The sequence below is a fragment of the Sphingobacterium sp. ML3W genome (assembly GCF_000747525.1).
GTDB lineage: Bacteria > Bacteroidota > Bacteroidia > Sphingobacteriales > Sphingobacteriaceae > Sphingobacterium.
Genome location: NZ_CP009278.1, coordinates 4,673,551 through 4,695,833, shown reverse-complemented (window position 1 = coordinate 4,695,833; position 22,283 = coordinate 4,673,551). Strand labels below are relative to the sequence as shown.

At 35.5% G+C, this 22,283-nt stretch carries 16 protein-coding genes; 10 read left to right on the top strand and 6 right to left on the bottom strand.

What is annotated here, in order from left to right:
* Positions 1-58: 58 nt before the first annotated feature.
* Positions 59-2,944: a DEAD/DEAH box helicase gene (locus KO02_RS20075; protein WP_038701191.1), complete on the bottom strand. Its 2,886-nt coding sequence runs from the start codon at positions 2,942-2,944 to the stop codon at positions 59-61.
* Positions 2,945-3,102: 158 nt separating this feature from the next.
* The gene (dapF, locus tag KO02_RS20070) at positions 3,103-3,885 is read right to left on the bottom strand and encodes a diaminopimelate epimerase (protein WP_038703072.1); all 783 of its coding nucleotides are present in this window, start codon (positions 3,883-3,885) and stop codon (positions 3,103-3,105) included.
* Between the two features lie 241 nt (positions 3,886-4,126).
* Here dapF and KO02_RS20065 point away from each other — a divergent pair, with 241 nt between their 5' ends.
* The 5 genes from KO02_RS20065 (at position 4,127) to KO02_RS20045 (ending at position 8,280) form a co-directional block, all read left to right on the top strand.
* Positions 4,127-5,674 carry a Do family serine endopeptidase gene (locus KO02_RS20065; RefSeq protein ID WP_038701189.1) on the top strand — a complete coding sequence of 516 codons (1,548 nt, stop codon included), beginning with the start codon at positions 4,127-4,129 and terminating at the stop codon, positions 5,672-5,674.
* 100 nt (positions 5,675-5,774) lie between these two features.
* Complete coding sequence (locus KO02_RS20060; RefSeq protein ID WP_038701187.1) at positions 5,775-6,209, top strand: low molecular weight protein-tyrosine-phosphatase; 435 nt, start codon at positions 5,775-5,777, stop codon at positions 6,207-6,209.
* A 175-nt stretch (positions 6,210-6,384) separates the two neighbouring features.
* Positions 6,385-6,732 carry a hypothetical protein gene (locus KO02_RS20055; RefSeq protein ID WP_038701185.1) on the top strand — a complete coding sequence of 116 codons (348 nt, stop codon included), beginning with the start codon at positions 6,385-6,387 and terminating at the stop codon, positions 6,730-6,732.
* Between the two features lie 9 nt (positions 6,733-6,741).
* Positions 6,742-7,494, top strand: coding sequence for a peptidylprolyl isomerase (locus KO02_RS20050; protein ID WP_038701183.1), 753 nt, complete (start codon positions 6,742-6,744; stop codon positions 7,492-7,494).
* Between the two features lie 21 nt (positions 7,495-7,515).
* The gene (locus KO02_RS20045) at positions 7,516-8,280 is read left to right on the top strand and encodes an exodeoxyribonuclease III (protein WP_038701181.1); all 765 of its coding nucleotides are present in this window, start codon (positions 7,516-7,518) and stop codon (positions 8,278-8,280) included.
* A 69-nt stretch (positions 8,281-8,349) separates the two neighbouring features.
* On the opposite strand, the gene KO02_RS20040 is transcribed toward KO02_RS20045, so the two are convergent.
* Positions 8,350-9,414 carry an Mrp/NBP35 family ATP-binding protein gene (locus KO02_RS20040; RefSeq protein ID WP_038701179.1) on the bottom strand — a complete coding sequence of 355 codons (1,065 nt, stop codon included), beginning with the start codon at positions 9,412-9,414 and terminating at the stop codon, positions 8,350-8,352.
* A 144-nt stretch (positions 9,415-9,558) separates the two neighbouring features.
* On the opposite strand from KO02_RS20040, the gene KO02_RS20035 reads away from it, so the two are divergent.
* Entirely contained in the window at positions 9,559-11,637 is a 2,079-nt protein-coding gene (locus KO02_RS20035; protein ID WP_038701177.1) for a transglycosylase domain-containing protein, read from the top strand.
* Entirely contained in the window at positions 11,637-12,176 is a 540-nt protein-coding gene (hpt, locus tag KO02_RS20030) for a hypoxanthine phosphoribosyltransferase (RefSeq protein ID WP_038701175.1), read from the top strand. The genes KO02_RS20035 and hpt overlap by 1 nt, the downstream gene beginning before the upstream one ends.
* On the opposite strand, the gene KO02_RS20025 is transcribed toward hpt, so the two are convergent.
* Entirely contained in the window at positions 12,173-12,733 is a 561-nt protein-coding gene (locus KO02_RS20025) for a DNA-3-methyladenine glycosylase I (RefSeq protein ID WP_038701173.1), read from the bottom strand. The two genes, hpt and KO02_RS20025, sit on opposite strands and share 4 nt — an antisense overlap.
* A 151-nt stretch (positions 12,734-12,884) precedes the next feature.
* Between KO02_RS20025 and KO02_RS20020 the strand changes: the two genes are divergently transcribed.
* The 3 genes from KO02_RS20020 to KO02_RS20010 all read left to right on the top strand — a co-directional run bounded on the left by KO02_RS20020 (position 12,885) and on the right by KO02_RS20010 (position 15,805).
* Positions 12,885-13,796, top strand: coding sequence for a DUF4271 domain-containing protein (locus KO02_RS20020; protein ID WP_081918504.1), 912 nt, complete (start codon positions 12,885-12,887; stop codon positions 13,794-13,796).
* A 12-nt stretch (positions 13,797-13,808) separates the two neighbouring features.
* The gene (locus KO02_RS20015; RefSeq protein WP_038701171.1) at positions 13,809-14,579 is read left to right on the top strand and encodes a uroporphyrinogen-III synthase; all 771 of its coding nucleotides are present in this window, start codon (positions 13,809-13,811) and stop codon (positions 14,577-14,579) included.
* 359 nt (positions 14,580-14,938) lie between these two features.
* Positions 14,939-15,805: a cupin-like domain-containing protein gene (locus KO02_RS20010; protein ID WP_038701169.1), complete on the top strand. Its 867-nt coding sequence runs from the start codon at positions 14,939-14,941 to the stop codon at positions 15,803-15,805.
* A 63-nt stretch (positions 15,806-15,868) separates the two neighbouring features.
* Here KO02_RS20010 and KO02_RS20005 read toward each other — a convergent pair whose 3' ends face one another.
* Complete coding sequence (locus tag KO02_RS20005) at positions 15,869-18,745, bottom strand: PD-(D/E)XK nuclease family protein (RefSeq protein ID WP_051960095.1); 2,877 nt, start codon at positions 18,743-18,745, stop codon at positions 15,869-15,871.
* A 3-nt stretch (positions 18,746-18,748) separates the two neighbouring features.
* The gene (locus KO02_RS20000) at positions 18,749-22,120 is read right to left on the bottom strand and encodes a UvrD-helicase domain-containing protein (protein ID WP_038701167.1); all 3,372 of its coding nucleotides are present in this window, start codon (positions 22,118-22,120) and stop codon (positions 18,749-18,751) included.
* Positions 22,121-22,283: the final 163 nt, after the last annotated feature.

The window sequence follows — 22,283 nt, the reverse complement described above, 5'->3', positions numbered from 1 at the left end:
AAAATTCGAAAAAAAACCCCATGCGCATTTAAGAACATGGGGTTTTCTTTTTGTGACCCTATCTCAGTAATTCTTGAATGTCTTCTGAAGATAGTGATTTAATGAAACTCTCTTCAGTGGTTATTAAACTCTGAGCAATAGAACGTTTTCTATTTTGCATGGCGAGTATCTTCTCTTCTACAGTATCCTTAGAGATGAATTTATAAATAAAGACATTCTTGGTCTGTCCGATACGGTGGGATCTGTCTACAGCCTGTTGTTCAACTGCGGGATTCCACCAGGGGTCTAGAATGAATACATAGTCGGCTTCAATAAGATTCAGACCTACACCACCAGCTTTGATGGATATCAAAAATAATTTAGTATCCTCATTTTCTCTAAACTGACTAACGGCCTCATCTCTGTTTTTTGTGCTCCCATCGAGGTATGCATAGTTGATATCTTTCTTGTCAAAATAACTTCTAAAAATATTCAAATGTTTGACAAATTGAGAAAATATTAAAACTTTATTCCCCCTTTGCAACACTTTTTCTAAGGTCTCGATGACTGTTTCAAATTTCCCTGAACTATCTGAATATTCTGGGTCTACCATTTTAGGATGGTTGGCAAGCTGTCTTAATTTAATCAATCCCTGAAGTAGCGCAATCTGATTTGATTTTGCTTTTCCTGCAAGTTGATTGTCTAAAATTGCATTGCGATATTCCGATTTTACTTTTTCGTACAGTTCATGCTGGTTTTCTGTCATTTCGCAATACAGTACTTGTTCCGTTTTTGGAGGTAATTCCGTTGCTACTTGATCTTTTGTTCTTCGTAGAATAAAGGGTTTGACAATTGCTTGTAGTTTTTTTGCTTTTTCTTCATCTTTTTTCTTTTCAATAGGTTGAACAAATTCTTTTTGAAAATAAGTATAACTACCTAAAAGCCCCGGATTTGTAAAGTGCATTTGCGTCCATAAATCAGAAACAGAATTTTCAACTGGCGTTCCACTTAATGCAAGTTTATTTTGGCTTTTTAAGCCTTTGATGGCCTTGAAAGACTTGGACGTTGGGTTCTTGATATTCTGACTCTCATCTAGGATGATGTAATTGAAATAGAATTGACTTAAAAATTCTTCATCAATCCGTGTAATTCCATAAGTAGTGATTACTAAATCAAAAGAGAATAGTAATTCAGGGTCTTTTAAACGGTTATTTCCTGCATGGATGTAAATTTGGAGATCAGGGGCGAACTTACGCGCTTCGTTTTGCCAATTGTAAATTAATGAGGTCGGTAGTATAAGCAGAGAGGTCTTAACGGCATGACTGTCGGTCAATATCTCTTTTTGATGCTGAAGTAACGCTAGTGTTTGAATCGTTTTACCAAGGCCCATGTCATCCGCTAGGCATCCACCAAATTTATACTGTTGCAGGAAATTGAACCAATTATATCCTGCTTGTTGGTATGGCCTCAGTTGTCCATGAAAGTTTTTGGGTAAAGGTGCATCAGCGATTTCTTCAAACTCGGCTAGTTTTTTTAATTTCCGACTGAAGGTAAGTTCAGTATGTTCACTAATTTCATACAATAATCCCAAATGAATTTTATTTAATTTTAATTCATTCTTATCCTTAGAAAATTGAAAAAGGTGATTGTATTGTGCAAACCACTCTTCGGGTATCATGGCTATCTCTCCATTTGGCAAAGTAAATTCTTTGATGTTATGTAGGATATGATGACGCAATTGAATGAATGGAATTTCAAAGGACCCAAACTTGGCTATCGCTTTGATGTCAAACCAATCGTTGTCCTCGTTAATAGAAATATCAATAGAGGTATGACCGATGAAAAATCTTTTTTCAGCCACATCCTGTATAATTTCAAACCCAACTTCTTTTAAAATAGCATCATTTTGACTTATCCAATCGAAGATAGAAGGTCGCTTACCGTTGATTTCTTTAGGTAATAAATCATGCGATTTTTGGTTGATTTTCTCCAATCCAAGTTCCCCTATAATTTTCGCTTGTTTCTCCTCCCAGATAATGGAGCGTTTTATCCGGTGAAAAATGTAGAGGTCCTGTTCTTCTAGATATTCCATTCGAACATTGACTTTGTTGTCTTTGCCGGATGAAAATATATAAGGACCGTATTGAAATTGCAATTGTACCGGAGAATCACCTTCTTCATGGTAGATTAATTTCAGTATTGGGTTGGCGTTATGTTGATGGGTTTTGATTTCAAAACCTTCCGCATATACATTGTATTTTTCGATTAAGTTACAAACGAAAGTCTCGAAATATTTTTTCTCGGTACTCCTTGATACAGATATAAATCTTTTATTAAGAAAGGGACTTAGTTTTTTACCTTCTAGTTGTTGGTCGAAGTGGAATAAGGTATTGTTAAGCAGTAACCAAGCTTGTTCATTGACAATTACTTGTGCATTCTTAAACATGAATTCCATCCGGTGGTCTTCATATTTTATGGTCGGGAAATAGCGTGTTTCTTCTTCATTACGTCTAAAATGAAACAGTATGGATGCAGCCTGTGGAGCGATTTGAATTTTCTGATCGGCAGGGTAACCATCTTTACTCATTAAGAATATGGGTTTATCCGCTACGATGGAAAAAAACTGAATGAGTACTTCATCAATTTTTGTTCTCAGGATTTCAAATAGACTTTTATCAAATACTTTGGAAAAAAAGTCAACGGGCCTAATGGCTTTTTTGTGGTATTTTTTTATGAGGCTAGTTGGCTCAATTTGGTCAAGCAAGCGGATGAGTTTGTAATCTAATTCATCAACTGCTTGTGCGTATTCATTTACGGTATTGCTAAATACACGCTTATATCGAAGTGAATATGTTCCATTTGGATTTAACTTGACCACATGTGGCTCAATTAAATAACCCAAGTAGGGATGTTCGCAGATGGAATAAACAATTCGGTGTGATGAAGTTAACTTTGTTTGTTGCATTAAATATATTCGTACCTCTGAAAAGGTTTCTAATATACAGATTAATCTATATGATGTGGCTAATATTTGTTAATAATTTCATACTGAATGGGCACAAACAATGATTTTGTTTATGCCCATTCAGTATTGTTGTGTTAAGGTCGGTTGGCGTTTGAAAGCTATATTGTTCCTTCAAAAACAAAAGTAGCTGGGCCTTTAAGGTAAACTTCTGAAAATGAAGAACCCTCTTTAAAAAAAGATATATAGAGTTGTCCACCTAGCACGCGTATCGGAATGGTCATTTTCCCATTTCTATTTTCATGAAGTGCTATTGTCATGGCAGCAGCGGTTGCTCCGGTACCACAAGCGAAGGTTTCGTCTTCGACACCGCGTTCAAATGTCCGTAAGAAATATCCCGAATTACCTTCCTTCTCTATAAAGTTAACATTAATACCTTTTGTTTTGTAGGTTTCATTATTTCGGATTAAATAACCGGCGTTGAAAACATCTAATTCGGTTAAGTTATTTTTAAAAGTAATATAATGAGGAGAGCCGGTATTTATAACATATGCATCATTATCGCGATCTATTTGATTCACATCAATCATTTGGAGGTCAATTAAATGATCTTCAAGATTGGCATGGTGAATACCATCAACTGCCAAAAAGTCAGTTTTATCAGATATTAAGTTAAGGTCCTTGGCAAAAGCTACAATACAGCGTCCTCCGTTACCACACATGGTACCCTCTCGTCCATCTGCATTGAAATAAATCATTTCGAAATCAAAGTTTTCTTTTTCTTGCAATAACATTAAACCATCGGCTCCTATACCAAATCGGCGATCGCAAAGCTTTTTTATTAAAACCTCATTTTTGCCGTCGAAATGAAGATTTCTGTTGTCAATGAGAATGAAGTCGTTGCCAGCACCTTGATATTTTGAAAACTTAATTTTTGATTCCATCTGCGTGAATGTATATAGCAAAATTAACTTTTCTGTTACATATAACATAGGGAAAGTTAAGTTTTGTTAAATCAGTAGTTTTTAGGTTGTAATTAACATTTTTTAACGTGCCTAATTAGCAGGTAAACTCGAAATGGTATTACATTTGATCAATAAATGGTATATTTATATAGAATAACTTTCCGATATAAATATCAATTTTAGATATACAATATTAATAAAAATTTAGAAGTAATAGTTTATGAACAAAGTAAGTTTAACTTTATTAACAGCTGTCTTCGGTGGAGCCATAGCCCTTGGGGGATATAAGCTTTTTGAAAATAAAAAGTTTGAAGGAATGTCTATCGAAGACAAACAAAAAGTATATTTTGCGAACAATCCAACTGGAGTGATTTCCTCAACCGGAAATCCAGATTTTACACAAGCAGCTGCTATTGTGTCTCCAGGGGTAGTTCATATTAAAACAACTTATACAAGAAAGGCATCTCAAGGTGGGGGGGGAGGTTCTCCATTTGATATGTTCGAAGAGTTTTTTGGGATGCCTCAAGGTCGTGGAGGGCAACAAAGACAGGCTCAACCACTTCAGGCTTCGGGTTCTGGAGTGATTATTTCCGAGGATGGTTACATCGTAACCAATAATCACGTCGTGGAAGATGCAGATAAGATTGATGTCGTATTGACTGATAAACGTTCTTTTGAAGCTAAAGTAATTGGACGTGACCCTAATACTGATTTAGCGCTTCTAAAAGTAACAGCTAAGGGATTACCTATTGTGAAATTGGGAAACTCTGATAATGTTAATATTGGAGAATGGGTATTAGCAGTAGGATATCCATTAGGTTTGCAGTCTACAGTGACAGCAGGTATTGTAAGTGCTAAGGGTCGTCAGATTGGAATTTTGGGCGAAAGCCAACAACAGCCTCGTGGTTATGGCGGTCAGGAACAGCCTATTGCAAATTCGTCGATTGAATCTTTTATTCAAACGGATGCAGTTATCAATAAAGGAAATAGTGGTGGAGCTCTTGTCAATGCACAAGGAGAATTGATCGGTATCAATGCGGCTATTGCTTCTCCTACAGGAGTCTATGCTGGATATGGTTTTGCTATTCCGGTCAACTTGGTTAAAAAGATTGTTGATGATTTTGTTGAGTTTGGAAATGTGAAACGTGGTTTTATCGGAATAACTTTTACAGAAATTACGCCAGAATTAGCGAAAGAAAAAGGCTTAACTGACCTCAATGGTTTATTTGTTCAAGATATCGTAAAAGGTGGTGCTGCTGAGGCTGCTGGAATTCAGAAATCTGATTTAATTACCAAGATCAATGGAAGGGTAATTACTTCATCACCGATTTTGCAAGAAACTATTGGTCGATTGCGTCCGGGGGATAAAGTAAAATTGACATTCAAACGTGATGGAAAAGAAAAAGAAGTGAATGTGACTCTGAAAGGAGAAGAAATCAATAAAGTTGCAGATGGAGGAAAGTCTAGTAAAAGCGCTACCGAAATCTACAATAAATTAGGAGCTAGTTTCCTACCTGCTTCTGCAGAGAAGAAAAAAGAATTGGGTATCAATTCAGGTGTAGTGGTAACCCAAGTTAATAAAGGTGGAGTTTTCGAATATTTTGGTGTGGAAAGAGGATTGGTGATAACCGAAGTGAATGGTGTACCTGTTAATAATGTAGACGATATTGAGGCTGCTTTAGCTAGAACAAAACGTAACATTGTGAGTTTAAAAGGTGTTCCAGAACGCGGAAGTACAGTTATTCTTAATGTTCCTATTGAATATTAATAACATTTAGGTTGATTATGAAAGGTGGTTTCGAATTCGGAATCACCTTTTTTGTTTTTATATTAAACTTGTACTTTCAATATTATCGTTATTTTAGGGCATGAAAATTTTAATGGTTTGTTTAGGTAATATTTGTCGGTCTCCATTAGCACATGGTATTTTAGACCATTTAGCTAAAAAAGAAGGTTTAGATTGGACTATTGAGTCGGCAGGAACAGGAGATTGGCATATTGGACAGAGTCCAGATCAGCGATCAATTGCTGTTGCTAAAAAATATGAAGTGGATATATCACAGCAAAGGGCAAAGCATTTTGACTCGAGTTTATTTGCTATTTATGATCATATTTTAGTAATGGATCACCAGAATTATAAGGATGTTTTGAAACAGGCATCTACAGAAGATGAAAAGGCGAAGGTAGCTTTGTTTTTAGTTGATGATGTTGTGCCAGATCCTTATTTTGATGAACGCTTATTTGAACCTGTGTATAAGATGATCGAAAGTCGATGTCAAGAGCTGATTCAAGCTTGGAGATAGCGGTTTATATTATTTACACCATTACTTGATCAAGTTGTTTTTAGACTTGTTGTAGGGCAATATCTGGGTTGTAAGTGTAGGTTTCTATTTGTAAAGATAATTTGAATATAATGTTTTTATATTCAACTTAGATATATTAGTATATAAAATACAATTTATCTAAGTTTGTGTTTATATGAATGCATCAGAAGTAAATAAAAAATGGGTGGTTTTGCAGCATGAGATTGCACAATCATTTGATATGGATTTGCCAGATTTAAAAGTATTTTTATTTTTGATTGGCGTCCAAGAATTGGGAAAGGGACCTCAGACTTTTTCAAAAAGAGAAAAGGAAGAATTGATGCATATTGCCAATTGTCGTCTTTTCAGTGCGATGGGTTTTTATGAGTTGAAGGGATTGGATGAACAGGGATGGCCGCATTGGGAATTGGTTAAGCCTATTCCTAATTATACCATATTAGAACAGGAGCTCATCATCAAGTCATTGATTATTGATTATTTTCAAGAGCTAAACGTAATTTAACAAATCGTTATGAAGAGGATTATTTTAAGCGCATTTTTTTGTGCTTTATCAATTACATTGTTTGCAGCAAAACCTGCTTTTAAGTATGTGCGTATTCAGACAGATAAAGGGACTGTTGTTTTGAAACTCTATAACGAGACTCCAAAGCATCGTGATAATTTTGTCAAATTGGTGAAAGAAAATTATTTTGATAGTTTACTTTTTCATCGCGTTATTCACAATTTTATGATTCAAGGTGGAGATCCTGATTCAAAAAATGCCAAACCAGGTCAGCAACTAGGAGAAGGAGGACCAAACTATACGGTTCCTTCAGAAATCCAGTCGGGATTATTTCATAAAAAAGGTACGCTCGGGGCGGCTCGAGATGATAATCCAGCAAAAGCCTCTTCTGCTTCACAGTTTTACATTGTGCAAGGAAAGAAGTTTACAAATGCGGGCTTAGATAGTTTAGAAACGATGCGTATGAAGGGTGTTAAATTTACAGAAGCGCAACGTACAGCCTATACAACTGTAGGCGGAACTCCGCATTTAGATGGTAATTATACCGTGTTTGGCGAGCTTGTGAATGGTATAGAAGTCGTTGATGCTATTGCGGCTGTGAAAACGGATAAAAATGATCGTCCAATAGTGGACGAGCGAATGTATGTTAAGTTATTGACGAAAAGAGAAGCAATTAATTTGGAACGTGAATTAAAAGGGTTAAAACCGAAAAACGGACTATTTACAAAGATTGCCGATATGTTCTCTTCTCGTAATTATTAAGTTCTAAAATAGGAAAGTGTTTTGAAAATAGTTACATATAACGTGAATGGTTTGCGTGCTGCCATTAAGAAAGATTGGTTAGGCTGGTTAAAAGAAGTCAATGCGGATGTTGTCTGCTTGCAAGAAATAAAAGCTACTCCCGATCAGATTCCTGAAATAGCACTATTAGAACAAATGGGCTATGAACATTATTGGTATCCCGCACAGAAGAAAGGATACAGTGGTACAGCCATTTTTACACGGATAACGCCGAAACATGTTGAGTATGGGTGTGGTCATGAGGATTATGATTTTGAAGGGCGAATAATTCGTGCAGATTTTGATGATTTATCTATCATGAGTACTTATTTTCCCTCTGGAACTACAGGTGGTATTCGTCAAGATTTTAAATATCGTTTTTTAGCTGATTTTCAAGATTACTCCAATCAGCTGCTACAAGAAAGACCTAATTTGATTGTATGCGGTGATTATAATATCTGTCATCGGGCTATTGATATCCACAATCCAAAATCAAATGCCAACTCTTCTGGGTTTTTACCTGAAGAAAGAGAATGGATGGAGAATTTCATTAATTCTGGCTTTATAGATTCTTTTCGTCATTTGAATGCCGATCCACATCATTATAGCTGGTGGAGTTATCGTGCGGGAGCGAGATCTCGGAATTTGGGATGGCGCATTGATTACAATATGGTATCATCAGGATTAGCGAGTAGAATTGATTCCGCAGAGATATTAAGCCAAGCAGTACATTCCGACCACTGTCCGGTTGTACTAAACTTGAAATAGTAGTATGTTTAGATATTTAAAAGGCCTTAATTCAACTGAATTAAGGCCTTTTTAAATATCGAGTAAGTTTTAATTACTTGTAGCTTGTATAATTGATAGTTGCTGTGCCACTTTTTCAGCGATAGCAATAAATGCTTTTGTAGTTGGGTCTTCTGCATCTATAGCAATTGGAAAACCGTTATCTCCTGCGTCTGATATACCTTTTAGTAGGGGAATTTCACCTAAAAATGGCATTTTATATTCTTCTGCTAATCTGCTACCCCCACCTTTACCAAATATATAATATTTATTATCCGGTAACTCAGCAGGTGTGAAATACGCCATATTTTCTATAACACCCAACAGCGGAATATTAATTGAATCCATCAAAAACATCCCAATTCCTTTAATCGCATCTGCTAAGGCAACTTGTTGCGGAGTTGTAACAATAACTGCTCCTGCGATTGGGAAGTTTTGGGCAACAGTAATGTGTATATCACCCGTTCCAGGAGGCATGTCGATGATTAAATAATCTAAATCTCCCCAGTCTGTATCATTCAATAATTGTTTGATTGCAGAAGTGGCCATTGGGCCCCTCCATGGAATAGGTTGGTTTGGATCAGTGAAAAAACCAATTGATAATAACTTTATCCCAAACTTTTCTATCGGTTGTATTTTAACCGTACCATCCTCATGTTGAACTGACTGAGGTTTTTCTCCTTCAAGACCAAACATGATAGGAAGAGAAGGTCCATAGATGTCAGCATCTAAAAGTCCAGTTTTCGCTCCTTTTGCATGTAATGATAAGGCTAAATTAGCGGCAACAGTAGATTTTCCTACACCTCCTTTTCCGGAAGAAACGAGAATGATATTTTTAATTCCTGATAATTGATTTCCTTCTTTGCCTAATACATTTGAGGTCATATGGACCTCGACCGTAATGTTTTTGTCAATGAAATGTGCAATAGCATTGCGACATGCATGTTCAATATGGTCTTTAAGTGGACATGCTGGTGTGGTTAAAACTACTTCGAAGGATAGTTTTTGATCTTCAATCACAATATTTTGGATCATATTGAGCGTCACCAAATCTTTTTTTAGATCTGGTTCTTCGACATATGATAAAGCTTCTAGTACTTGTTCTTTGGTTATCATCTGATATATGGATGCATGAATATTAAATGACAAATTTACTGAATGATAAATTAAAACTTGTCATATAGATGTTTTTAATGATATTAAGATTTAATTTTTACATTTGGGTATTCAAAATAGAGAGTCATACGTTTACATTATAATATGTTCAACAATCTTAGCCCCCTACTTCGCTCTAAGAAAATGCGAATCCTATATATCATATTAGGAGTTGTTCTTATTTTTATGGTTGGAGTTGGAGTATTTGCCTATCAAAAAAGAGATGGTTTGTTGCTATCTGCTATTGGTAAAGCAAAGGAAAAACTTGCGGCTAAGTACAACTTAGACCTTAAGATACAATACTATGCATTTAAGGGCCTATCTTCGGTGCAATTTCAGAATATTATCTTACAACCCAAGGGAGGTGAGCAACTTGCTCATATTCAGGATTTGACAGTCTCTGTCCGTATACTGCCTTTGTTTTTTGGTGATATTAAATTGGGCCGGGTACTCATGGATAATAGTGCTGTTACATTGATTAAAAAAGACTCAACGAGTAATTACGATTTCCTTTTCAAGAAGAACAACCCCGATAGTACAACGAATAAGAAAGCAGAAACCAATTTTGCAGATTTGGCTGACCGTATGCTGAAAAGTGTCTTTTATAAGATTCCAAAGGATATGGATATGAAAAATTTTGAAATATCCTATCAAGATGATAGCACATCGCAACGTATATTGATTCCTGAAGCAGAAATTTCTGGTGGAGATTTGAAGACTAAATTTTTACTCAATGAGCACGAAGCGGTTTGGAATTTAGAGGGTATTGTCAATCCAGATGATAAAGAACTTTATCTCCGTTTGTTTTCTGATATCAAGGATATTGAACTGCCGTTATTGCGACGAAAATTCGGATTAAAAGCTAGTTTTGACGCGATATCATTTCGTTTAAATAAAGTCGATAGGAAGAATAAAGAATTATTATCGCTGTCTGGCGAATGGGGCTTTGAGAATCTGAAACTTAATCACTGGCGTATTTCAGATAAGGACGTTCTATTCCCTGAGGGATTAATGAGTGGAACGCTAAATATCGGGAAGACCTCTTTTGAAATTGATAAGGAAAGTAAGGTCAAAGTCAAGGATTTTGAATTTAGTCCATATGTGAAATATGTTCACAAACCAGAACAGCTGCTAGAACTTGCTATTCATACGGATCGTATTGAAGCCCAAAAGTTTTTTGATGCTATTCCGCAGGGGTTATTTCATTCTTTGGAAGGAATACGTGTTTCGGGACATATGCAATATGATTTAAATTTTGCATTGAATTTTAAGAAACCAGACGATATCGTATTTACTTCGAAAATGGAAGATCAAGACTTGAAAGTCGAACAATGGGGGAATGCGAATATCGCGGAATTGAATAAACCATTTACTTATATCGCCTATGAAGATGGAAAACCCATGCGTACAATTGTATTGGGGACTCAAAATAAAGACTTTACCCCATTAGATCAGATTTCAAGATATATGCAGATTTCTTTGATAAACACAGAGGACCCTTTCTTTTTTGCTCATAATGGTTTTCAGGAGGAGGCTTTTCGATTATCCATAGCGACAAATCTAAAGGAGAAGAAGTTTAAGCGTGGAGCAAGCACGATATCAATGCAATTGGTGAAAAATGTGTTTTTGAATCGAAATAAAACGGTGGTTCGAAAAGTAGAAGAGATTATTGTAGTTTGGTTAATGGAGTCTTCTAAGCAAGTTAGTAAGAAGCGACTCTACGAGGTGTATTTGAATGTGATTGAGTGGGGAAAGAATGTGTATGGAATAACTGAGGCTGCGCGATACTATTTTGGCAAAAAGCCAGCAGATTTAAATTTGGGAGAGAGTATTTTTCTATCCAGTATTGTTCCTAGACCTAAAACCGGATTGTACTCCTTTGACTGGACGGGGCATCTCAAACCTAATATGATGCGCTATTTTAATACTTATGGTAGTATTATGGTGAAAACAGGACAGATAGGAGTTGATTCAACTGTATCGAATTACGGTTTTTATCAAGTTGAATTAGTACCTCATCTTCGATCTGCAAGACCAGCATTTGTCGATACAACGAACTCAGATGTATTGGATATAGAAGATAGGGATGATGAGTTTTTAAATATAAATGAAACAACGGAGGACCATAAACGTTCTGTCTTTGATAAATTATTGGGACGAAATAAAGAAGAAGAGGGTAAGTAATGAAACGAGTACAGATTGATAACTTACATTTTGAATTGATGATTGATGAAAATCAGATTCAAAAACGTATACGTTTGATTGGAGTTGATATCAATCATCGTTATGAGAAGAAGAATCCTGTGTTTATTGGGGTTTTAAATGGCTGCTTCATGTTTATGAGCGACCTGTTAAAACAGGTCGTTATTCCGTGTGAGATGTCATTTATAAAGTTGGCCTCCTATCAGGGTACCAACCAGGGAGAGGTAAATGAGCTCATTGGATTGGGTATAGATCTCGAAGGAAGGGATGTTATTATTGTTGAAGACATTGTCGATTCTGGAAAATCGTTAAACTATACAATTGAAGTTATAGAGAAACAGTTACCTGCAAGTGTAGTCGTCTGTACCTTATTATTAAAGCCTGAATGTTTACAATATGATTTTGAAAACATTCAGTATGTTGGTTTTGAAATTGAAAAGGAATTCGTGGTAGGTTATGGTATGGATTATAATGGCCTTGGTAGAAATATTTCGGACATTTATAAAAATGTTCCTTTTTAATTCCGGAAGGTACAGCTGTTGAGGTGGTCATTGACCATTCCTACGGCCTGCATATAGGCATAACAAATCGTGGAACCAAAGAATTTTATTCCTCTCTTCTTTAAATCTTTAGCAATTAAATCGGACTCTAAAGATATTATAGCAGCATCTTTTTGAGTTATGATATTGTTTTCGATTGGCTGTTGATTGGGCATAAAACGATATAGGTATTGGTAGAAGCTGCCAAATTCTTCCTGAATCTGGATGAAAATCTGTGCATTCGTTATAGTAGTCTCAATCTTCCTTCGATGACGAACAACGGTAGTATTTGTTAAGATATGCGCAACGTCTTCTGCGGTGAATTTAGCGACAGCCTGCACATCAAAATCTGCGAAAGCTAACCGGTATTGTTCTCTTCTTTTTAATATGGTAATCCAACTTAATCCAGCTTGTGCGGATTCCAAAATAAGGAATTCAAAAAGAGTTTTATCATCTTTTACCTGTTTACCCCATTCTAAATCATGATATTCCACATATATCGGATCATTCCCGCACCATAAGCATCTTGTTGTCGACATCGGCTATTATTTAATTTTTGATAAAGTTAAGAAAAGCATTTGTAATGTTTTTTTCAAAGCCGATTTTTATCCTAACTTTACATTTCTAAAGGTTTTTAAAGTGATGCAGGTGAAGTTAAGCTACATTATTCAATTTGTTTTTTTCTTTTTTATGTCGTTTGCACATCATGCAAAAGGCCAAGATTTGATTGATTCGATAGGCGTCATTTCTAAGGACTCTATTACGGTCTTAGATACTTTAGCACTATCTGTGGTCCCCAAAGGTCAAGAGCTGTTACATCCCTCCCTAGCTAAGCCACATCGGATCTTGGATGTCGTGGGAGACGAAATTATACTTCATAACTTGAATTCCTATGCGGTCACGCAATATTTTTTAGAGAATGACTTAACAGAGAGGGATAAAGTACATGTTGGTATAGTGAAGTATGAGCGAAAACGGTGGGTGCTATTTACTAGTTTATTTCTTTTCCTCGCATTTGCGATTGTCCGGTTTTTCTTTTCTTCTGACGTAAAATTAATTGTTTCGGCCTATTTCAATGAACGTATTATTGTGCAGGTGAGTAAAGAGGATACCATATTAACGTCTTGGCCATTTATATTCCTCTATTTACTTTTTTCTTTAGCGCTCAGTCTTTTCGTCTGTATATTCTACGCTTATATCTTACAACGCTTTGACTTTTTGTCATTTACCAATTACTTAAAAGTCTCAGCAATAATTGCAATTATATTTGCTTTGAAAATAGGATTTATCCGATTTATTGCATTTGTGTTCGAAATACAGCGATTAGTGAAGGAATATGTTACAATCTTATATTTAATTTACTTTAATTCATTGTTATTTTTACTTCCTATTGTTCTTGTAGTAAGTTTGGTTTCGATAGATTATCTACCTTATATCTTCACTTTTACCGTATTTATAGGTGTATTACTGTTTTCCTATCGATTTCTTAGAACAGCTTTGAATGTTGTTACACAACAGCAGTTTTCAGTTTTTTATTTAATTTTGTATCTTTGCTGCCTAGAAATAGCACCGATTTTAATTTTAGTGCGACTACTAAGCTAATTAAAAGATAATATGCAAACTTCCGACGTAGAAAGAACGAAAAAGGTAAAGAGTATATTGGTAACCTTGCCAAAACCTGAAAATGATAAGTCTCCATATGCTGCATTAGCGCAGAAATATAATTTGAAACTTGATTTTAGAGGTTTCATCCACGTAGAGGGTGTTCCAGCCCGTGATGTTAGAAAAGATAAAGTTAATCTTGCTGATTTTACGGCTGTAATTTTTACAAGCAGAAATGCTGTAGATCATTTCTTTAGAGTTTGTGAAGAAATGCGATTTGAGGTCTCATCTGAAATGAAATATTTTTGTATCTCAGAGACTATCGCTTTATATCTTCAAAAGTATATTCAATATCGTAAGCGAAAAATTTTCTTTGGAAAACAGACGGCTAAAGATTTGGAAGATGTGCTTAAAAAACATAAGGATGAGAATTTTTTGTTTCCTTGTTCAGATGTAGCGAATGAAGAGACTAGTAATTGGTTAAAAGATAATGGTTATAAATTTGCACCTGCAGTTCTATTCAAGACTGTGGTTAGTGATTTGTCAGATCTGAAAGACGTTTTCTATGATATCATTGTTTTCTTTAGCCCTTCTAGCGTTCAGTCTTTATATGAAAATTTCCCTGATTTTAATCAAAATCAAACTCGGATTGCTGCGTTTGGAACAAGTACCCAACAAGCTTTGTTGGAACATGGTTTAGTTTTAGACATTCCTGCGCCTACACCAAAAGCTCCGAGTATGACCATGGCAGTTGAAGAATATATTAAGATAGTCAATAAATAGACAGTTTTATTATCTTTGACCGTCTATTTTCCTGTTTGGAATAGTTGCCTTTTTATACGTAACTTGAGGAGGATAAGTAAAGCCAAAAGCATACATGTCGGTTGAACGATTAGAGCGTTTTTGCTAAGAATTCATTAAGGAATAAAAATCGTTAATAAACTATTAATAAGGTTTTTACTCTTTGGAAATAAAATAACATAATAAGGCTAAATGAATTATCTCATTTAGTTATTTAGAATATTTCTACTAACTTATGTGCTAAATTAGTACTTTAGCAGGAGTGATTGTTTTAATCACAGCATAAGTTTAAGTAGAAATATTTTTTTTAAGTTTGTAGTAGTTGTAAAAACAGATAGCTTGTGAAATTAAAACCAGTTGATAGTATCTCAGGAATAGCTCCAAAAGAATTTGTAAAAGATTACTTAAAAAAAGGTCAGCCTGTAATTATTAAAGACTTTATAAGTAAGGATAGTGCATGTTGGCATAAATGGAGTTACGATTATTTTAAGGAAATTGCAGGGCAAGAGCAAGTGGATGTGTATGGCCGGGAAGAGGAATCTCAAAACCATGCAGCTAGTCCTCCTGTTGGTAAAATGACATTGGCAGAATATCTCGATAAAATAAGTGCCGAACCTACTGAATTACGCTTGTTTCTTTTTAATCTTTTAAAGATTAGACCAGAGCTCAAAAAGGATATCATTTATAATGATGTAACTGGAGGTAAAGTGATTCAATGGTTGCCTTATTTATTTTTTGGAGGTGAGGGGTCAGCAACACGAAATCACTTTGATATTGATATGTCGCATGTATTTATATCACAGTTTCAGGGGTCTAAGCGGATTTGGTTATTTCCGAATGATCAATCTGATTTATTGTATAAATTACCCTATAATTTTCACAGCATAGCCAATCCTAAAAATAGTACCGAAGTAGATTACCCTGGGTTGAAGTTTATAGAAGGTTATGAGGCTGTAATAAACCCTGGAGACACTTTATATATGCCTGCAGGTTGGTGGCATTATATCCAATATGATACGGAAGGTTATTCTATTTCAGTTCGTGCACTAGCAAATACGTTCTCTGAAAAACTATTGGGTGCACGTAATCTTTTTATAACGCGTTATTTTGATGATGCTATGCGTAGAGTTTTTAAAAAGAAATGGCTCGATTTTAAGATTGAGATGGCGAAAAAAAGAGCGCAAAAAGCAATTAGAAAAAGAAATTAGTTCATATTTATGATAATAAAAAAGCTCCGTCCGATAAGGCGGAGCTTTTTTATTATCAAAAATTTACTCTTCGTCGTCTTCGTTTATTGCATTTTTATAAAATAGGATATAAGGATCCGAATCGTATATCTTTGCCTTTGGATCATGTTTAAAAGGAACGTCAGGGTTGAATATTTCTTCCAGTGTGGTTTTTAAGAATGTAATAAATTCTTTTTTTACTTCAACCAAGTATTCCGTTTCCAGAATTTCTGATTTTGCATAAAATAAAGTGCCTTCTTCTCGCATTTTTCTAACGACATAGAGATTAGGTTCTATCCCTATTCTACCTGTTACTTGTTCATATACATAGGTGTAAAATAATGTTTGAACTAGGGCTTTGTTTTCCGTGTTTTTGATAAATACCTTATCCAAAGATTTAAAATTAACTTCGTCCGCTCCCGTTTTGTAATCAACAATACGTGTTTTGATTGTCTTATCTTTTAATAGTACTTCATCTATTCGATCAATAATACCATAAATGCTCACATTTTCTTCTTTTCCTTGTATTTCAATCGGGAAGTTGATGACATAATCCTGGTCATTTTCCAATTCTATAATTTTGATGCCTATAAAGTGATTGATATCGTGTTGAATTAGTAACCTGATATACTCGGAAGCAATTTTGTGCATGATGCGCTGTAGACTATTTAATGTACTTAGTCCTGTTCCTTCCAGTTGATACAATTCGATAATTTCGGAGATAATCAAGGTATCTACTTTTGCTAATGACTTTTCCAATTCCCGAATCGGTACAAATTGTTCTGCACCCTTGAATGGTAAATATACCTTTTCCATCACGTTGTGGATGACCGTCCCTAAATTATTCATCTCAAACTCTTGGGAGATACTTGGCGGTTCTTTGATCTCTGCCACGTATTTCAAAAAGAATTGTAATGGAGATTGTAAATAGGTTGTAAGTGCTGAAGCTGAAATTTTCTTCTTATTATCGATGTAGTCCAATCGTAATTTATCCCAAACTTTTCCCTTTTTTTCGATTATCAATTCTTCTTGATCGGGCAAAAATGTGATATTCTGTTGTTGGTTGTGTTTTAAAAATTTGAAATTACTTTCAAACTCCAGTTGTTTGATAAAACGGCTTTCTTCACCAGAGGAACTGTCGCTAACGATGCCATTGTAAAGGAGGTGAATTTCTTCACTGTATTGGAAGTGTCGGTAGAATAAGTAGGCTGAAAGGGCATCTTGATTTTCTAGAATTGGAAGTCTATAGGCCTGTCTTAGTGAATTTGGGATGAACGTCGGGGAACTTGATGTTTTGGGTAAAATACCTTCATTTGCACCTAATACATAGACATGGTCAAAATTCAGACAACGACTTTCTAAGAGACCCATAATCTGAAGCCCCTCGAGGGGATTACCCTCGATAGCCGAATTGATATTGGCAATCGCCTTACTGATTAGACCTAGTTGAAATGGCAAGCTGAGTGGCTGTAGGGATTCTAAGCCTAAATTAAGTTGATTTAAGGTCTTTCTCACTTCAATCAACAAGTTGCTGTCAATCTGTTTTATCCTGTCCTCTTGGGCCAGATTTGCCAATAGATTGTCAATGATATGAATCAATAGGACAATGGTCTCCTCAATTCGCGTGATGGGATGAAAGAAGTGCGCTAGACTAGAACTTTTAAAGGAAAGCTCTTTGATATCCACTTCAAAAAGTTGCTTTTCTGTTATTAATTTTTGAATAGCCAGTTTCTCCTCCTTCGAAACGTTGGTCAAGGGATGATTGAAAAATGTTTCAATCAACGTATAAGGAATTTTTGTTTTTTTCTGATGGGTGATGAGGTGCTGCACTTCCATCCACAATTCGATAATACCATAAATGGGTGACTGTGTCAGAGGAAAGCCAGTTGTAATATTAGGTTTTACATTAGGGAGACTTTGTAATAAAGAAACTAATAAAGATTCATCGGCTAGTAGGATAGCAGAAGATTTACCCTCTTTTTCATTATTTTCTAAAATCTCATGTAGAAGTTTTGTTTGTGATACATTGCCTGTCGCAGAGTAGAGGTTCACTTCCGATTCTCGATTCCCGATTACATTTGGACGCTCTCCCAATGCATTTGCTAAAGCCGTTTGAAAGATATTGCGACGAATAAACAGACCTGCCTCCTGCTGTTTATCTTCCAAATAATAGGCGTCAGCATCAAAATAGAAAAGTGCCAAGCCTTGTTCTTGCCATTTTTTAAATAATGTAGCTTCTACTTTGCTCAGAGCGTTAAAACCGACAAAGATGATTTTTTTATACTGTTTGTAGAATTCTTGCTTCTTTGCCTTTCCATCAACGATATCGCGATAGATGGTCGGCATATTTGTCATTTTATTTGCTATTAATTCTTCCTTAAAAGCACGATATAAGAGGGGAAGGCGACGCCATAGTTTTAGAAAGCGTTCTTGTACGGCAGAATGGCCCGCTATAGAAAAAGATTGCCAAAATTGACGGATAAAATCCTGTTGTTCGGACGTGAAATGTTGGAATTGTAAATCAATTTGTGTGTTATCAAACAATTCCATAAAGATTTCGTCTATGTCAACGAGGTCGTAGTCAATCTGTGAGAAATCACTTAATATAGTTTCTGCGATGGGGTAAAATTCTTCTAGCGTTTCTGCTTCGTGCCCTTCCTTTGCCAATAAGTCATTATGTAAATGGTATAGTATGAAAAACTGCGCAATAGGAGTTGCTTCCGATAAATTGGTAGACAGTCGAAAAAATTCTTGAATGGTGAAGAATTGAGGCGACCAAATTGCCTGCCCATACACAGCTGCTAGATGTTGTTTCAGATAGGTTATAGGCCTTTTATTGTTGAATATAATAGCAGTTTCATGTAAATCTTCTCCAAAACGATTTTTTAAATCGATAGCGACGTCTTTTAAAAATGGATTCATTTCTTAATTTTTTGCTTGTATTATAACCTCTACTAAATCATTTGATTTGGCGTAAAATAAAAATCCTTTTACATTTTTATAACCTAATTCTTCCAGTGTTTTGACATATTGTTTCACTTGTTTTTGATGTGAAAAGGCTTCACTCTGCGTAAACTTAAAGTCGAGCACGATGGTTTCCTTTTCACTAGTAAAAACTTTATCCGGACGTAATGTTTCACCTTTAGCGGTAATGATGGCCGATTCGTTCCAAATTTTGAAATCACCCGTTAACCATGTATTGATTTGTAGATGTTGCCATATTTGGTTGACTTCATGGAGAATGGCAGATTTTTCTGTTGGCGTGAAAATTCCTTCAGAAATGTATTGATTGATGATGGTCTCAATTTCTTCTTCAGTAGTAATAATGGACATGATTTCATGGGCCATGACGCCATATTGCGAGGCTTTGTCTAATAATAAGATACTATTGATAGTCCGCTGAGAAGATTTATCAAAAGCTTTATCCAGCTCCTTTGAAATTGGATATTGTTGTAACGCTATCTTTCCGACTTCAATTTTATCGCTTTTCTCTCGAGAGATAATATGGTCTAAATGCAATTCGTTATCCATGAGGGCAAAATCACTCTTATTATCACCTAATACTTGGTAGACAATATCACTGATTAAGTCATTTTTTACATCCATTCCCATGATTTCTCCTGTTTTTTTGTCAACAAGTTGTTTGAAAGCGGGTGCTGATATATAAATATGTTGTATCGCTCGGGTGGTGGCTACATAAAATGTATTCAAAGCATCCATATAATTGAAGACCATCTCTTCATAATATTTTTGATAAAGAGTCGATTGTCCGAGAGCTGAAGAGTACTTGATAGGAGCTTTGCCAATTGCTTCGAGTGCTGTCCCTGCAGTGTCTATCCAAAAATTTCCATTGATCATACCGTCTAATGTCCAACTGCAGAATGGAATCATGACGACATCATAAGCTAATCCTTTCGATTTATGTACTGTGGTCACTTCAATAGCATCTACCTTACCCGAAGAGGGGAGTACGGCTTTTATACCGTCTTCATCCCAGAAAGTTAAGAATTGATTGATACCGCGCTCACCATTTACGGAGAAATTAGTAATCATATCCTTGAATGCTAGAATATAAGGTAAGTGTGGATTGTGTAATGAGGTCAATCCATAGACCGCTATAAGTTTTTCAACCAAATGGACTAAGGGAAGTTTCTGCCAGTTTTCCCAGTTTTCAATTAATTCGCTTGGAAGTTCTTCTTGTAAGTTTAGAATATCATTTTCCTTAAATTTAAGCCAAATTTCAGCATCGAAATTTTTGCCATTTTGAATAATATGATAAAGGTGAGTAAGCTTTGCTTTATATAGAATGTGTTTGTCTGTACTGAAAACAAAGGCTTTTAATGTCTCGATTAATAATTGTATTCCTTCATTCGCTTCCAGCGCCAATGCGTCGCCAGAGATGACTTCGAATTGCAATTGTTTTTCATTTCTATAATTCATTAATTCATGAATAATCAAACGAGCATGTTTGTTTGATCGCACAAGGATTCCAATTTGATTAGCTTGATATCTGCCCGATGTTATCCATTCTTCAATTTGCTGACATAGGGAAGCCACCGCCTGATTTTCTACTTGTGAATTTCTTCTCACATTGTTTTCTACTTCTAGATATTTGATCGTGATGGACCCTTTCTGTGCTTGGTCTAGGACTTTTGCTTCTGGAACTTTTTGGGAAGCACCTTCATACGCTTTGATAATCATGTGGTCATATCCCATTTCCTCCCACCATGTTTGCCCTTCATCATCGAGATTATCGGCGATATGCTCATTTAATAACTTTTGGATATGGTTCGGGACAGTCTCAAAAAGGTAATTATTGAAATGTATGATATTCGGAAGGCTTCTGTAGTTCACATCCAATGAACCACTTTCGATTATTTCCTGTAGGTCCTGTTTATTTGTAATATGAAAGGCATTTGCCACTTGTTTCTCCGCCTGTTCCAGTAAAATACGCCAATCGCCGTTTCTCCAACGGTAAATGCTCTGTTTTACATCGCCAACAATTAAATGTTCGGATAGTTCCCCTGAAGCATTTCCAAGCGCGTTGATTAAGAGTGGGCTATAATTTTTCCATTGGATACGAGACGTATCTTGAAACTCGTCGAATAGGAAGTATTGATAGCGATTCCCAATTTTCTCCCAAATGAAGGTAGGATCTCCATGTTGATCTAGACCAAGCTTGTTCAGTTGTATCTGTGCATCCGAAATTAATTGTGCATTGTTTTCTTTTCGCCATTGTGCCAGCAGATCACTCATCTCTTTCAAAAGACGTAGGTAGTAAAAATTCTTTTGGAATGCTTCGTAAGTGATGTAGGTGCTAAATTTATCCTGTAATATTTTAAAGTTTTTTAAAATAGGTAAAATTGCTTGTTGCAGGGGGTAGTTGACTTCTTTTTTACCATCTAAAAATGCATCTTCCTTATCTATCAGGTCAACATATTTAAGGATGAATTTTTGGAGTTCAGTTGTACTTTGTTTGAATACATTGACCGTTGAATTGGAAAGTGAGTATATCGGATTTCTACTTTTTCCTTTCAATTCTGCGACATCGATATTTAAGGATTTAAATGTTGTTGTAAAATTTTTAACTTCTTCACGCAGTGCTTCTAAGAATACTTTAGTGAAGGTTTCTATTTCTTTATTTAATGTATTGAACACTTTATCCGAATCCTGAGATAGGAGGTGTTTGTCAAACTCTTTAAAGTTTTCTGAGAATATTTCATTCGCCAAACTCGTTAATTCACGGCGATAGTTCCAATTTTCATTGTTTGAGATTTTCTTTTCAGCATATTCGATAATCCATTCCAATAGATCAGGTCGTTTATCCAAGAGTTGATTTAACATAACGGTGAGGTCTTGCCTTACCTTACTCGTATTCATCTCTATTTTATATGCTGCATCCAAATTGAGTTCATAAGTAAAGCTTCTAATCACTTTTTGTGAAAAACCATCAATGGTACTGATGGTGAAGTGGCTATAGTCATGCAATATTTTACGGTAGACACGGTAAGCTTTTTCCTGAATCAGATCAGTATTCCAATGAGAAAATTGATTCAAGAGCAAGCGTCTATAATCATCGATCTTTCTGGCCTGATCCCCTTGCGCTAATCCTTTTAGAACAGACAGGATTCTTTCTTTCATCTCGGCTGTCGCCTTGTTTGTGAAAGTGACTGCTAATATTTCGCGATAACTGTTTTCTTTTGAAAGTAATAAAGTTAAATAGTGGACGGTTAAGCTGAATGTTTTGCCTGATCCAGCTGAGGCTTTTAATATTTTTAGTGGCGCTATCGATGACATGAATTCAATTTGATTTGGAAGGATGAAAATACGCTTATTAATTTGAATAGACAAAATTGTCTATGCGTTTGACGCTGTAAGAGATGAAGTAAAATTACGAATAAATTCCTTTTGAAAATTCCTTTATTGCTGTATAGATAAAGATGTTGTCGTGAGGATAGTA

Excerpts from the sequence above, each read along its gene's own strand:
- KO02_RS20075 (WP_038701191.1), bottom strand. The coding sequence starts at position 2,944 with ATGCAACAAACAAAGTTAACTTCATCACACCGAATTGTTTATTCCATC.
- dapF (WP_038703072.1), bottom strand. The coding sequence starts at position 3,885 with ATGGAATCAAAAATTAAGTTTTCAAAATATCAAGGTGCTGGCAACGAC.
- KO02_RS20065 (WP_038701189.1), top strand. The coding sequence starts at position 4,127 with ATGAACAAAGTAAGTTTAACTTTATTAACAGCTGTCTTCGGTGGAGCC.
- KO02_RS20060 (WP_038701187.1), top strand. The coding sequence starts at position 5,775 with ATGAAAATTTTAATGGTTTGTTTAGGTAATATTTGTCGGTCTCCATTA.
- KO02_RS20055 (WP_038701185.1), top strand. The coding sequence starts at position 6,385 with ATGAATGCATCAGAAGTAAATAAAAAATGGGTGGTTTTGCAGCATGAG.
- KO02_RS20050 (WP_038701183.1), top strand. The coding sequence starts at position 6,742 with ATGAAGAGGATTATTTTAAGCGCATTTTTTTGTGCTTTATCAATTACA.
- KO02_RS20040 (WP_038701179.1), bottom strand. The coding sequence starts at position 9,414 with ATGATAACCAAAGAACAAGTACTAGAAGCTTTATCATATGTCGAAGAA.
- KO02_RS20035 (WP_038701177.1), top strand. The coding sequence starts at position 9,559 with ATGTTCAACAATCTTAGCCCCCTACTTCGCTCTAAGAAAATGCGAATC.
- hpt (WP_038701175.1), top strand. The coding sequence starts at position 11,637 with ATGAAACGAGTACAGATTGATAACTTACATTTTGAATTGATGATTGAT.
- KO02_RS20025 (WP_038701173.1), bottom strand. The coding sequence starts at position 12,733 with ATGTCGACAACAAGATGCTTATGGTGCGGGAATGATCCGATATATGTG.
- KO02_RS20020 (WP_081918504.1), top strand. The coding sequence starts at position 12,885 with ATGTCGTTTGCACATCATGCAAAAGGCCAAGATTTGATTGATTCGATA.
- KO02_RS20015 (WP_038701171.1), top strand. The coding sequence starts at position 13,809 with ATGCAAACTTCCGACGTAGAAAGAACGAAAAAGGTAAAGAGTATATTG.
- KO02_RS20005 (WP_051960095.1), bottom strand. The coding sequence starts at position 18,745 with ATGAATCCATTTTTAAAAGACGTCGCTATCGATTTAAAAAATCGTTTT.
- KO02_RS20000 (WP_038701167.1), bottom strand. The coding sequence starts at position 22,120 with ATGTCATCGATAGCGCCACTAAAAATATTAAAAGCCTCAGCTGGATCA.